This is a genomic window from Streptomyces sp. NPDC058052, from assembly GCF_042885515.1.
In the GTDB taxonomy this organism is placed as follows: domain Bacteria; phylum Actinomycetota; class Actinomycetes; order Streptomycetales; family Streptomycetaceae; genus Streptomyces.
On the sequence record NZ_JBHVRX010000047.1, the window covers coordinates 1 to 13222 of the forward strand.

Here is a 13222-nt window from a genome sequence, read left to right on the forward strand (position 1 = left end):
CAGCGCCCCGGCCGCCACGGGCAGGCCCGCCGCGGCGGCCCCCGCCTCCGAGGACGAGCCGCTCTTCTTCGGCGAGGACGAGACCGAGCCGTCCTGGGACGACTGGGAGTGACGCGCCCGGGCCCGGCCGGACCGCCGTCCGGCCGGGCCCGGCCCTCACGGCGCCGCGGACTCCGCGGCGGCGGGCGCCTGGCGGAGAGCCGGTTCCGGGCGGTCCTTGCGGCCGAGGCCGCGGATCGCCGGTACGCAGAGCATCGCGGCCAGCAGCAGGAACGAGACCGCCGAGGAGAACAGCAGCACCCGGTCCGCGCCGAAGGACTCCGCCGCCGGCCCGGCCAGGGCGCGGCCCAGCGGGATCACCATGATCGAGCCGGCGATGTCGTACGCCGAGACCCGGCTCAGCACGGCCAGCGGGATGTGGGACTGCACGCTGGTCGCCCACATCACGCCCCAGAAGGCGAAGCCGCAGCCGGCCACCATGCCCGTGACGGCCGTGAGGGCGAAGTTCCAGCCGAGCGCCGGCGCCAGCGGGTTGAGGGCGAAGAAGAACATCGCGCCCACGCCCGCGACCAGCGGCCGGCGGGGCCGGACCCGCATCCCCAGCAGGCCGCCGACGATCGTGCCCAGGCCGTCGGCCGAGGCGATCCAGCCGTAGCCGGTGGCGCCGTGCTGCTCGGTGAGGAGCGCCGCGCCCAGCGGCAGCGAGGGCCCGAAGACGAAGAGGCCGTACACCGCCCACAGCGAGATGACGCCCCACAGCCAGGACCGCGACCGGAACTCGTGCCAGCCGGTGGCGAGCCGCCGCCACATCGGATCGTCGCTCTCGTCCCGCTCCGAGGCGAGCCCCCGCAGCGGCAGCAGACCGCCGGCGCTGACCGCGTACGCCGCCGCGATCACCACGAACGAACCGGCCCGGTCCCAGTACGCCACGAGGAAGCCGGCCAGGCCGGGGCCGATGAGGGTGCTCATCGACTCGGAGATCCGCAGCAGCGCGTTGGCCCGCTGGATGTCGTCGGCGACCCTCGGGACGATGCTCGCCAGCCCCGGCTGGAACATGGCCGTGGCCGCGCCGCTCACCGCCATCAGGGCCATGATCTGCCAGAGCCGTACCCCGCCCCCGGCGAACAGGCCGGCCATCACGAGCATCGCCACCACGCGGACCGCGTCCGCGCCGACCATCATCAGCTGCGGGGTGAAGCGGTCGGCGAGCACACCCCCGAAGAGGATGAGCAGCACGATCGGCGTCATCCACGCGGCGAGCGCGTAGCCCACGCCGGTGGCCCCGAAGCCGGAGCCGAGGACCGAGGTGGTCACGGAGACCATCAGCATGCCGTCGGCGAGCAGCGAGGCGCTGCGGGCGGTGAAGAAGAGCCGGAAGAGACGCGACCGCCAGGGGCTGGGCAGCGGCCCGGACCCGGGCGCCGCGGCGGTGTCATCGGTGGTCATGTGGCATCCCGGCCCCGGCCGGTCCCTTCCCTGAGAATCCGCTGCGCCGCGGCGGGCTGCCGCGGCGGGCCCTCGACGAACACGTACCGGTGCGGGGCCAGCACCCCGGGACGCCCCGGCAGGACGGCCATCAGTGCCGCATGCGCCTGATCAGGCGTCAGCTCGGCGTCGGGCCAGGTCCGTTCGTCGGCTCCGACGTACGCCGTGAGTCCGCTCCCGGCCGCCTCGTCCCCGGGGGCCGGCTCCACCACGACCTCGACCGGCCGCCCCTCCAGGGCCTCGGTGAGGGCGGCGGCGACGGCGGCGGGGGAGACCCAGCAGCCGTCCACGCGGACCCATCCGGGCCCCCGGGTCACCGGCCGCACCCCGGTCGCCTCGGTCAGCGGACCGGGCGTGTCCAGCGGGATGTCGGCCTCGGCGACGGCCTCCAGGAGCCGTACGAGGCCCGTGACCAGCTCCTCGGCCGCCGTCCTGGGGAACAGCGCGGGATCGGCCCAGGTGGCGAGGCGCAGCACCGGCTCCGTCTCGTACACGAAGGTCAGCAGCCGCGTCGGCAGCGACTGCCCCTCGCCCCAGGCGAGTTCGAGCTCCGGCGCGTCCGCGTCGGGGGCCGCGGCGGCGGCGAGGGTGCTGGGCAGGGCGCTGATGTCGTTGAAGACCGCGTCGCGCGCGAACTGGCTGCCGCGCTCGGTCGTGACCCGCCCGATCAGCTCCCACAGGGCGAGCGCGTCGAAGCGGCTGTGCCGGTACGCGTTCATCGCCGCGCCCCACGCCTTGGCGAGGAGCGCGTCGAAGGAGGGCGCGCGGACGTCGAGGTCCAGGAGGGCGTCCTGGGAGAGGGTGCTCACCGAGCGGGCGAGCTTCGGCAGGAAGCGGTTGGAGGTGGGCACGGCCGCGACGCAGACGGACTGGCCGGCCCGGTGGGCGGTGAGCAGGCACCAGGCGGTGAGCAGCACGGTGCCGGGGAGGGCGCCGGTGCGCCGGGCGGCGGCGGCGAGCGCCCGGGCGCCGCGCGCCGAGCGGAGGGTGAGGGCCGGGATGTCGGCCTCGGTGCCGGCGGCGCCGTCCTCGGCGAACATGGCCTGCGGGCCGGTGCGCAGGATCCGTTCCCAGTGGGCGAGGGAGGCGGCGGACTTGCGTCGTCCCGCCGGGCTGTGCTCCTCGGCGGCGAGGTCCAGCGGGGTGAGCGCGGTGACCGGCGGCAGCGGCTCGCCCGCCAGGAGCGCGAGCCACTCGTCGCGCAGGACCCCGAGGGCGCTGCCGTCGGTGACGGCGTGACTGGCGGCGAGGGCCACGCGGACGGGCCGACCGGCGCGGGCGAGGATCCGCAGCCGCAGCGGGAAGTCGAGGTCGAGGCGGAAGCGGGTGTCCCGGGCCGCGCGGGCGACCGCCTCGGCGTAGGCGTCGGTGTCCTGGGGGAGTTTGTCGTGGTCGAGGACGGTGACGGTGAACGAGCCGGCGGGTGCGACGACCTGTTCGGCGGGGAGGCCGGACGTGCCGTCCGGGGCCGCGGCCCGTCCGTCGGGGGCGGCGCCGCCGTCCGCCTCGTACGGGAACGTGGTGCGCAGCGCCTCGTGGCGTACCGCGAGCGCCGCGAGGGCGTCGAGCGCCTGCTCCATCCCGGTGCCGTCGGGGACCGGCCACACGTCGTGGATGTTGATGCTGCCGGGCTCGTCCCGCAGGATGCAGCGGATCATGTTCGCCTGGCCCATGGTGACGGGGCCCCGGCGGGAACCGCCGCCCGTGTAGCGGACGGTGAGGGTGCGGGAGCCGGTGACGCCGTCCGGGGCGTGCGCGGTCGTCACGGGGTCACGGCCGGTTCGGTCGCGGTCCGGTGCGGCGGGTGGTTCACGGCGGTGCCTTTCGCGTGCGCGGTCAGGGTGCCCCAGGCGTCGACGAGCGAGGCGAAGTCGGCCATGTCGTCGCGGGCCTCGGCGAGGAGCCGGTCGCGCCGCCCGGCGAAGAGGGCGGCGGCGGTCGCGTACCGGCCGCCGAGGGAGCGGTAGCGGCGGTCGAGCACGTCGAGCCGGGCCGCGTTGCCGGCCGGGTCGATCGCGGTGCTCTCGCGCGCGAGGGCGGCGACGGCCGCGGGCCGCACCCGCCCGGCGGGGTCGAGGAGGGTGTCGCCGGCCGCCGCGAGGCCCGCGTACACCGTGTCGAGGTGGGCGGTGGCCAGCAGGTACTTGGCGAAGCGGAGCTGGTAGGCGAGGAATCCCTCGTCCGAACGGCGCTCTTCCGTGTGGTAGTTGACGATGTGCCGGTTGTGGAGGACGCCGGGCAGCCGGGCCTTGTGGACGAGGTGGAGCAGGAAGTAGTCGGTGCCGATGGTGTCGGTGGCGGGCGGAAGCGGGACCCGGCCGTACACCTCGCGGCCGAGGGCGACGTTGCACATGTCGACGCGGGTCGGGGAGACCAGGGTGAGGGTGGTGAGGTCGGTGGTGAACGGCGTGGTGCCGGCGCCCCGGAACGCCTCGTCGATCAGGTTCCGGCGCCAGATCTCCGGGTGGCCGGAGGGTACCGACAGACCGACGACCTCGCGGTACGCCTCCGGGTCGAGGGCGCGGAGCTCGGCGACGTCCACGGAGAGCTCGCCGATGAAGGAGGCTCCGGCCAGGACGACGGTCCGGTCGGCGCATCCCGGGTCGAGCCGGCTGCGGGAGACCTCGCCGGCCACGTCCGCCGCCCGCCGCCCGAGGGCGGTGAGCTCGTGGTGGAGGGGGAAGACCGGTGTGCCGTCCCGGAGCTGGTAGTGGCTGTCCGAGTCGCGGCGGTGGACCGAGGCGCAGCCCAGCGCCTCGGCGAACAGGAAGGCGCGGTTGGTGCAGGCGCCGTACGACACCCCGGCCGGGAGCATCAGGTCGAGCAGGCGGTCCGCCCCGGCGTGGCCGGCCGCCGCCAGGACCTCCCGCAGGAAGGCGCGCTGCCGGTCCTCGTCGAGGTGGTGGACGACGACGCCCGGTGCCGGCGGCAGGGCGGCCACCGCGGCCCGGTGGGCGGCGAGGTCGACCGGTGCCGAGGAGTCCAGGATCAGCAGGTGCACCTCGACGCCGAACTCCCGTGCCCCGTAGGCGGCTTCCTCGGCGACCGCGGCGATCGTGTCCGTGCAGGCGCGGTGGGTGGGCAGGGTCAGGCAGACGCGGCGCACGCGGGCTCCCCGGTCGGCGCGGCCGTGGGCTCGGGCGCTCCGGCGTCGGGCTCGTGCCAGGAGGTGAGGCCCAGCAGCCGGGCGCCGAGTCCGGTGAGTTCGGCGGTCGGGTAGCGCTTGGACTCGTGCAGGACGGGGTCGCCGACGAGGGTGCGGTTCCAGCGGGGGGTGCGCAGGTGGCGCCAGGACTCGACGCGGGAGCGGCGGAGCTTCGCGTGCTCCTCCAGGGCGGGCATCATCGACAGGTACTGCACCGCGCGGACGCCGTTCGCGGAGGCGTTGCGGGCCACGCCGTGGGCGAGCAGGCCGTTCCAGATCAGCAGGTCGCCGGGGCGCAGGTCGGGGCGGACGACCGGGTACGCGGCGCGGTCCAGGTCGGGGCGGATCGGGTCGCGGCCCTCGGGCTGGCCGAGCTTCCACTCCTCGAAGCGGCGGAAGAGTTCGGGGTCGCACTGGAAGCCGCCGGTCTCGGGGCTCGTGTCGTTGAGCGCGATGATGCCCTGCACGCGCTGCGGGGGCACCCCGAGCGTGGTGTCGATGTCCCAGTGCAGCTCGATGTCGAAGCCCCGGTCGGTGGGTTCGATGAGGGCGCGGTCGCGGTTGCGGACGTTGGGCGGGTTGAGGTTGAGCCGGTCGAGGGTGACCCACAGCTCCTCGCAGTCCCAGACGTCGACGAAGGCGTCGTAGACCCGCTGGGCCTGGCGGCTGTCCCAGAGCAGCTGGTGGTGGTACGCCTCGACGAAGCCGTAGATGTGCAGCTGCTGGTCCAGTTCGGAGCGGAACGGCCGGTCCTCGTACCAGCTGTCGGGCCGGTCCGGGTCGAGGCCCTGGAAGTCCCAGGCGAAGTCGAGGAGCCGGCGGGCCGCTTCGGCCGGGATCGCCTCGCGGACGATGACGTAGCCGTACGTCTGCCAGTGCGCGAAGTCCTCCTCGGAGAGCACCCGCAGCGGCCGGGTCTTCGTCAGTTCGCGGAGCGTCGTCGCGGCCAGGTAGGACTCGCCGTCGTCGCTGAAGTACGGGCGCTCGGTGGCCGCCCGGTGCAGGTGCGGGGTGCGCGGGCGGCGCGCGGCGGCGGGGGCGGATGGCGTGGTCAAGGGTCCCTCCAGGCGGGGGTCGGACGGCGTGCGGGCGTGGGGGAGCGGGGCACGGCGGGACGGGGCGCGGACCTGGCGACGGTGGGGGGACCGCGGGGGACGAGGGACAGAATTGGTGTAGACCAACGCCGGTGTCAAGTGACCCGCCGGTATGCCCCGCGTGTCGGCCAACCCCCCGAAATCGAGCCTTCCGCACCGCAGTTGACTGCCGATCTTTGGTCTAGACAACCATCGGCCGACTGGCCTACTGTCCCCAGTGCGCAGAGCCGGAACCGACCCGACCGATCGGATCCGGAGCGACCGCTGCGCCCCGGTCGACGGCGACCGCGAGCAGGGCTCCGCCCGCCGCGCCCGTACCGGCCCGGCGACGGGGACGGCCCGCGCCCGCGCGACCGACGCCGTCGACCGACCGCCCACGCCGAGAGGGAACGGTTCCATGAGCACACCCAGCGCCACGACCCCGCCCGTCGCCGGCCTCAAGAGCCCCGGCCCGGGCCTGATCACGCTGGACCCGGTGCACACCGCCCTGCTGCGCAGCCTCGACGGCCTGCTCGCCGGCCTCGCCGCCCGGCTCTCCGCCCCCGAGGTGACCGGCCCGCCGCTGCTCGCCGCGGACGGCCTCGCCCGCCTCGACTACTTCCGCAACTTCCCCCATCTCGGCGTCTCCGCCGGGCGGTTCACCCCCGACGCCTACGACGGCCTGGCCGCCGGCCTCGCCCCGGGCGGGCGCCCCCTCGAACCCACCGGCTACCTCCTCCCCTCCGCCACCTGCTACGGACTGCTGCTCTCCCTGGAGGGCACCGACGTCGGCGACGACGGCCTGCGGATCTCCGCCACCGGCCGCTGCTTCCGCAACGAGACCCACTACGACGGACTGCGCCGCCTCTGGGGCTTCCACATGCGCGAGGTCGTCTACCTCGGCACCAAGGAGGGCGCCGTCGAACACCTGGAGCGCGGTGGCGAGTTCGTCCTGGAGACCGCCGCCCGCCTCGGCCTCGACCTGACCCGCGCCACCGCCGACGACCCCTTCTACGACAAGGGCGGCTCCCGGGCCCGGCTGATGGCCCTCGACCCCGTCAAGCACGAGTACAGCGCGCCCGACGGCACCGCCATCGCCTCCGTCAACCGCCACCGCAACTTCTTCGGCGAGCGCCTGGACATCCGCGCCGGCAGCCACGGTCCCGCCTACAGCGCCTGCGTCGCCTTCGGTGTCGAGCGCTGGGTGCACGCCATGCTGCTCGCCCACGGCGGCCCCGAGCAGGCCCTGGACCGCCTCCGCGCGGTCACCGCCACCCCCTGACCGCCCGCACGCCGGGACCGCCCGCACACCGGGATCGCCCGCACACCGGGCTCCCGTACGCCTCGGGACCCGTACGCCTCGGGACCCGTACGCCTCGGCTCCCGTACGCCTCGGGACCCGCACCCCCACCGCACTCGCACGGAGTGGAGAACCGCCCCATGGAACGTGTCGCCGCCTGGCTCCAGGAGAAGAACCCCGGTCTCGACGGGCCCGTCGACGCCGACGAGGACCTCATCGAGGCCCGGCTCATCGACTCCATGGACTTCCTGGAGTTCATCGACCTCCTGGAGGACATCTCCGGCACGTCGATCGACCTCCAGGAGGTCACCATCGACGACTTCCGCACCCTCGCCCGCGTCCGGGAACGCTTCCTCGCCCCCACCGGGTGATCCCCGGCGCCTTCGCGGTCCTGGCGACCACCCGGGAGGTCCTGGACCACCCGGGTCTGGGACCGCGCCTCCTCGCCCCCTGGGAGCTCCGCCGCCTCGACGCGATCCGCGTCCCCGCCCGGCGCGACGACGTCCTGGCGGCCCGTCTCCTCCTCCGGCTCTGCGCCGCCCGGCTCACCGGGCTGCCCCCGGAGGAGGCCGGGCCCGCCCAGCGCTGCCCGGACTGCGCGCGGTACGGGCACGGCCGCCCGTACCTCCCCGGACACCCGGGGCTCGGCCTCAGCCTCAGCCACGCCGACGGCCTGGTCGCGGCCGCGGCGGGCCCCGGCGCCGTCGGCGTCGACGTGGAACCGGCAGGCCGCCGCCCCGGCTCCCTCCGGACCCTCCGCCGCCTGCTGCCCGAGGCCGACCTGCCCGAGGCCGACCTGCCGGGGAACGGTCTGCCGGGGAGCGACCTGCCCGGGACCGGCCCGTCCGGGACCGGCCTGTTCGGGACCGGCCTGTCCGGGGCCGAACCGCCCGGGAGCGGCCTGGGGGAGACGGGCGGGCCGGACGACCCGGTTCCCGCCCTCCTCCGCGCCTGGGTCCGCGCGGAGGCCCGCTTCAAGGCGGGACCGCCGGCTCCGGAGGCCGTACACCACCTCACGGAGTGGACGGACGAAGGGCGTGCGGCCGTGGCGGCCGTGGTGGCCACGACCCCGCCGGCCCTCCTCCCGCCGGCGGCGGTCCTCGGCGGACGCCCGGCGGGAGGCTGACCGGACGCCGGTCAGGCGCCCACGTACTGCGCCAGGTGCCGGCCCGTGAGGGTCGAGCGCGCGGCGACGAGGTCGGCCGGAGTCCCCTCGAAGACGATCTGGCCGCCGTCGTGACCCGCGCCGGGACCGAGGTCCACGATCCAGTCGGCGTGCGCCATCACCGCCTGGTGGTGCTCGACGACGATCACCGACTTCCCGGAGTCCACCAGGCGGTCGAGGAGTCCGAGGAGCTGCTCCACGTCGGCGAGGTGGAGGCCGGTGGTCGGCTCGTCGAGCACGTAGATCCCGCCCTTGTCGCCCATGTGCGTCGCCAGCTTCAGCCGCTGGCGCTCGCCGCCGGAGAGCGTCGTGAGCGGCTGGCCCAGGGTGAGGTAGCCGAGGCCGACGTCCACGAGCCGCTCCAGGATCCGGTGCGCCGCGGGCGTCCGGGCCTCGCCCGCGCCGAAGTACTCCTCCGCCTCGGCCACCGGCATCGCCAGGACCTCGCTGATGTCCCGCCCGCCGAGCTTGTAGTCGAGCACGGCGGCCTGGTACCGCTTGCCCTCGCACTCCTCGCAGGTGGTGGCCACGCCGGCCATCATCGCCAGGTCGGTGTACGTGACGCCCGCGCCGTTGCAGTTCGGGCAGGCGCCCTCCGAATTGGCGCTGAACAACGCCGGCTTGACGCCGTTGGCCTTGGCGAACGCCTTGCGGATCGGCTCCAGCAGGCCCGTGTACGTCGCCGGGTTGCTGCGCCGGGAGCCGCGGATCGGGCTCTGGTCGACCGAGATCACGCCGGCGTCCGACGGGATCGAGCCGTGCACCAGCGAGCTCTTGCCGGATCCGGCGACACCGGTGACCACCGCGAGGACGCCGAGCGGCAGGTCGACGTCCACCTTCCGCAGGTTGTTGGCGGTCGCGCCGCGGATCGGCAGGACCCCGGTCGCCGTCCGCACCCCGTCCTTCACCGAGGCCCGGTCGTCCAGGTGCCGGCCCGTCACCGTGCCGCTGCCGCGCAGACCGTCCAGGGTGCCCTGGAAGCAGATCGTGCCGCCGCCGCTGCCGGCGCCGGGGCCGAGGTCCACCACGTGGTCCGCGATCGCGATCGTCTCCGGCTTGTGCTCCACCACGAGGACGGTGTTGCCCTTGTCCCGCAGCCGCAGCAGGAGTTCGTTCATCCGCTGGATGTCGTGCGGGTGCAGACCGGCCGTCGGCTCGTCGAAGACGTACGTGACGTCCGTGAGCGACGAGCCGAGGTGCCGGATCATCTTGACCCGCTGCGCCTCGCCGCCCGACAGGGTGCCCGCGGGCCGGTCGAGCGCCAGATAGCCGAGGCCGATCTCCACGAAGGAGTCCAGCGTCTGCCGCAGCGACTCCAGCAGCGGCGCCACCGACGCGTCGTCCAGCTCGCCGACCCACGCGGCCAGATCGCTGATCTGCATCGAGCAGGCGTCGGCGATGCTGATGCCCTTGATCTTCGAGGAGCGGGCGCCCTCGTTGAGCCGGGTGCCGTCGCACTCCGGACAGAGCTGGGTCGTGGTCGCCCGCTCCACGAACGCCCGGATGTGCGGCTGGAGCGACTCGACGTCCTTGGCCAGGAAGGACTTCTGGAGCTTGGGGATCAGGCCCTCGTACGTGACGTTGATGCCCTCGACCTTGATCCGGGTGGCGGGCTTGTGGAGGAAGGCGTCGAGCTCCCGCTTGGTGTACTTCCGGATCGGCTTGGCCGGGTCGAGGAAGCCGGAGAGGCGGTAGATCCGCCCGTACCAGCTGTCCGCCGTGTAGCCGGGGATGGTGAGCGCGCCCTCGTCGAGCGACTTGGTGTCGTCGTACAGCTCGGCCAGGTCGATGTCGGACACCCGGCCCCGGCCCTCGCAGCGGGGGCACATGCCGCCGGTGATGGTGAAGCTGGTCCGCTCCTTCACGGTCCGGCCGCCGCGCTCGACGGTCACGGCACCCGCGCCGCTCACCGAGGGGATGTTGAAGGAGAAGGCCCGCGACGAGCCGATGTGCGGGGTGCCGAGCCGGCTGAAGAGGATGCGCAGCATCGCGTTGGCGTCGGTGGCGGTGCCGACGGTGGAGCGCGGGTCGGCGCCCATCCGCTGCTGGTCGACGATGATCGCGGTGGTCAGTCCGTCGAGCACGTCGACGTCCGGCCGGGCGAGCGTCGGCATGAAGCCCTGGACGAAGGCGCTGTACGTCTCGTTGATCAGCCGCTGCGACTCGGCGGCGATCGTGTCGAAGACCAGCGAGCTCTTGCCGGAGCCGGACACGCCGGTGAAGACCGTCAGCCGGCGCTTGGGGATCTCGACGCTGACGTCCTTGAGGTTGTTCTCGCGCGCGCCGAACACGCGGATCAGTTCGTGACTGTCGGCGAGGTGCGCGGCAGACGTCGTGGCGCCCTTCCGCTTGGCCGTGCTCAAAGGTTTCTCCCTCGTCAGGGGCGGACCGGTACGCGACCCGGGCAACGAGGCCAGGGCAACGAGGCCACCTTAGGCCGTCTCTTTCGGATCCGGCCGGGCTCGCGGCCCGGGCGCAGCCGCCGACAGCCGCCCCGACTTGATAGGCAAGTCACGGCTTGCCTATCGTGGCGGCATGGAGGAGGATCTGTTCAAGGCGCTGGCCGACCCGACGCGCCGGGTGATCCTCGACGAGCTGACCGAACGGAACGGACAGTCGCTCTTCGAGATATGCGCCCGGCTGGCGACCCGGCACGGCCTCGCCATCTCCCGGCAGGCGGTCAGCCAGCACCTCGCCGTGCTGGAGGCCGCCGGGCTGGTCACGGCCCGTCGTGAGGGCCGCTACAAGTTCCACGACCTCGACACCCGCCCCCTGGAGCACATCGTCTCGCGATGGCTCGCCCCCGCACCCCCGGAGGACACCCCATGAGGATCAACCTGGCCAGCGTCTTCGTCGACGACCAGGAGAAGGCGCTCCGCTTCTACACCGACGTGCTCGGCTTCCTGCTCAAGCACGACGTGCCGATCGGCGAGGACCGCTGGATCACCGTCGTCTCCCCGGAGGCCCCGGAGGGCACCGAGCTGGTGCTGGAGCCCTCCGGCCACCCCGCCGTCCCGCCGTACAAGGAGGCATTGGTCGCCGACGGCATCCCGGCGACCTCCTTCGCCGTCGACGACGTCCACGCCGAGCACGTCCGCCTCACCGGCCTCGGCGTCCGCTTCACCCAGCCCCCGGTCGACATGGGCCCCGTCACCACCGCGGTCCTCGACGACACCTGCGGCAACCTCATCCAGATCGCCCAGTACAACTAGCCGGGGGCGAGACGGTCGCCGGCCGGCACGGGTGTTCCACGCCGGCCGGCCGTCACCCTCGCGGGCGCCCGCGTCCGTCAGTCGCCGACCGCGAGACGGACCGCGAACGCCCCGATCACCGTGCCCGTGACCCGGTCCAGGACGCGCCGGGCCCGCGCGCCGCGCAGCCAGGTGCCGAGCGCGGTCGCGGAGGCGATCAGGACCGTCGACCAGAGCATGCCGAGGACGACGTGGACGGAGGTCAGCGCGAGGCCCATGGCGAAGTGCGGGGCCTCGGCCGGGATGAACTGCGGCAGGACGGCGACGTAGAAGACGCCGACCTTGGGGTTGAGGAGGTTCGTCAGCGTGCCCTGCCGCCAGCCGCCGGAGAGGGTGTCGGCCCCGCCGACCTCCACCTCCGCGCCCGCGCCGGTCCCGTCGCGCCGGAAGGTCTCGATGATCATGCGCCCCGCCATCCACAGCAGATAGGCGGCGCCCGCCCAGCGGAGGATCTCGTACGCGAGGTGCGAGGCGGTCAGGAGGGCCGTCACGCCCAGCGAGGTCAGCGCGCCCCAGATCAGGGTCCCGGTCTGGATGCCGAGGACGACGCCCCAGGCCCGGGTGCGGCGGCCGAGCGCGGCCGTGCGCAGGATGAGGGCCGTGTCGAGGCCCGGAGTGAGGGTGAGGAGTCCCACGACGAGTGCGAAGGACCAGAGTGCGGTGCTCGATGCCATGGAAGGCCACCGTACCGCAGCCGCCCCGGCACCGGTCGTGTACCCGTCATCTCCGCCACCCCCGCGCCCTCACAGTTCCGCCGAACCGCCCGCCGCCGAACCGCCCCTCCGCCGAACCGCCCCCGCCGAACCGCCCGCGCCGGTCCCGCCCCCCGTCACCTCCAGAGTTGGTCCGCCCCCCTCGCGCCCCGCCGGGGTCCCGCCCCTCGCCGTCACCGCCCGACCCCGGCCGACCCGTTCGTAGGCTGGCCGCATGAGAGAACTGTTCCTGACGGACCGGCAGGCGTACCTGCGGTGGATCGACCTTCCGGGCGACGGTCCCGTCCGCGTCTTCCTCCACGGCCTCGGCTGCACCGCGGCTTCCGACTTCGCGCACATCGCCGCGCACCCCGCGCTGGGCGGCGGCCGGGCGCTCCTCGTCGACCTGCTCGGGTACGGGCTCAGCGACCGGCCCGCCGACTTCGACTACCGGCCCGAGGGGCAGGCCGCCGCGGTCGCCGCGCTCCTCGACCACCTCGACCTGACCGGCGTCCACCTCGTCGGCCACTCCATGGGCGGTGCCGTCGCCATCCACCTGGCCGCGGCCCGGCCCGGGCGGATCGCCCGGCTCGTCGTCGCGGAGCCCAACCTGTACGCGGGCGGAGGCGCGTTCAGCAGGCCGGTGGCGCGTCAGGCGGAGGAGGACTTCGTCCGGACCGGCTTCGCGAGGATGCTGGCCCTCGCCGACCGGGCCGACTACGCGGCGCGGCTGCGGCTCGCCGACCCGCGGGCCGTGCACCGCAGCGCGGTCGCGCTCGTCGAGGGCGGCGACCCCGAGGCCGGCGACGTGCTGGAGGCGCTCACCGTCCCGCGCGCGTTCCTGGTCGGGGAGAAGAGCCTGCCGGACCCGGCGGCGGAGCGGGCGGCCGCCATGGGCGTCCCGGTCCTGGAGGTGCCGGCCGCCGGGCACAACCTGATGCTCGACAACGCCGACGGCTTCGCCACCGCCCTCGCCGCCGCGCTGGCGCTCCCGCGATAGTCCGTTTCCGGTCGCGTGCCGGCGGGGCCCCGCGCAGAGGTCTTGCGCGGGGCCCCCGCCGCGCTCGACGCGCGGCGCGCCGATAGTTAGGGGGGCGCGTATACACATCAG

12 protein-coding genes are annotated in these 13222 nt (G+C 74.5%); 6 read left to right on the top strand and 6 right to left on the bottom strand.

All coding sequences use genetic code 11. The features are described 5' to 3' along the window. Window positions 1-156: 156 nt before the first annotated feature. The 4 genes from ACFVU3_RS36850 to ACFVU3_RS36865 are packed head-to-tail and all read right to left on the bottom strand — an operon-like array spanning window position 157 to window position 5685. Window positions 157-1446, bottom strand: a complete 1290-nt coding sequence (locus tag ACFVU3_RS36850; RefSeq protein ID WP_390073146.1) for an MFS transporter — start codon at window positions 1444-1446, stop codon at window positions 157-159. Further along, complete coding sequence (locus tag ACFVU3_RS36855) at window positions 1443-3251, bottom strand: condensation domain-containing protein (RefSeq protein ID WP_390073147.1); 1809 nt, start codon at window positions 3249-3251, stop codon at window positions 1443-1445. The genes ACFVU3_RS36850 and ACFVU3_RS36855 overlap by 4 nt, the downstream gene beginning before the upstream one ends. After that, window positions 3248-4591, bottom strand: coding sequence for a DUF6271 family protein (locus tag ACFVU3_RS36860; protein ID WP_390073148.1), 1344 nt, complete (start codon window positions 4589-4591; stop codon window positions 3248-3250). Before ACFVU3_RS36860 ends, ACFVU3_RS36855 begins: the two co-directional genes overlap by 4 nt. Next, a complete protein-coding gene (locus ACFVU3_RS36865) occupies window positions 4573-5685 on the bottom strand; it encodes a phytanoyl-CoA dioxygenase family protein (protein WP_390073149.1) in 1113 nt (370 codons plus the stop codon). Before ACFVU3_RS36865 ends, ACFVU3_RS36860 begins: the two co-directional genes overlap by 19 nt. A 436-nt stretch (window positions 5686-6121) precedes the next feature. Between ACFVU3_RS36865 and ACFVU3_RS36870 the strand changes: the two genes are divergently transcribed. The 3 genes from ACFVU3_RS36870 (at window position 6122) to ACFVU3_RS36880 (ending at window position 8129) form a co-directional block, all read left to right on the top strand. Beyond that, window positions 6122-6985: a hypothetical protein gene (locus tag ACFVU3_RS36870; RefSeq protein WP_390073150.1), complete on the top strand. Its 864-nt coding sequence runs from the start codon at window positions 6122-6124 to the stop codon at window positions 6983-6985. A 158-nt stretch (window positions 6986-7143) separates the two neighbouring features. After that, a complete protein-coding gene (locus ACFVU3_RS36875) occupies window positions 7144-7374 on the top strand; it encodes an acyl carrier protein (RefSeq protein ID WP_390073151.1) in 231 nt (76 codons plus the stop codon). Continuing rightward, on the top strand, window positions 7371-8129 hold the full coding sequence (locus tag ACFVU3_RS36880; RefSeq protein WP_390073152.1) for a 4-phosphopantetheinyl transferase: 759 nt from the start codon (window positions 7371-7373) through the stop codon (window positions 8127-8129). Before ACFVU3_RS36875 ends, ACFVU3_RS36880 begins: the two co-directional genes overlap by 4 nt. A gap of 11 nt (window positions 8130-8140) precedes the next feature. Here ACFVU3_RS36880 and ACFVU3_RS36885 read toward each other — a convergent pair whose 3' ends face one another. Beyond that, entirely contained in the window at window positions 8141-10531 is a 2391-nt protein-coding gene (locus tag ACFVU3_RS36885) for an ATP-binding cassette domain-containing protein (protein WP_390073153.1), read from the bottom strand. A 172-nt stretch (window positions 10532-10703) separates the two neighbouring features. On the opposite strand from ACFVU3_RS36885, the gene ACFVU3_RS36890 reads away from it, so the two are divergent. Together ACFVU3_RS36890 and ACFVU3_RS36895 are read left to right on the top strand one after the other, a co-directional pair. Next, on the top strand, window positions 10704-10997 hold the full coding sequence (locus ACFVU3_RS36890) for an ArsR/SmtB family transcription factor (RefSeq protein WP_390073154.1): 294 nt from the start codon (window positions 10704-10706) through the stop codon (window positions 10995-10997). Beyond that, window positions 10994-11380, top strand: a complete 387-nt coding sequence (locus ACFVU3_RS36895) for a VOC family protein (RefSeq protein ID WP_390073155.1) — start codon at window positions 10994-10996, stop codon at window positions 11378-11380. The genes ACFVU3_RS36890 and ACFVU3_RS36895 overlap by 4 nt, the downstream gene beginning before the upstream one ends. A gap of 77 nt (window positions 11381-11457) precedes the next feature. Here ACFVU3_RS36895 and ACFVU3_RS36900 read toward each other — a convergent pair whose 3' ends face one another. Next, window positions 11458-12093 (bottom strand): LysE family translocator, encoded by a 636-nt coding sequence (locus ACFVU3_RS36900; protein ID WP_390073156.1) that lies wholly within the window; start codon window positions 12091-12093, stop codon window positions 11458-11460. A gap of 253 nt (window positions 12094-12346) precedes the next feature. On the opposite strand from ACFVU3_RS36900, the gene ACFVU3_RS36905 reads away from it, so the two are divergent. Beyond that, entirely contained in the window at window positions 12347-13111 is a 765-nt protein-coding gene (locus ACFVU3_RS36905) for an alpha/beta fold hydrolase (RefSeq protein WP_390073157.1), read from the top strand. Window positions 13112-13222: the final 111 nt, after the last annotated feature.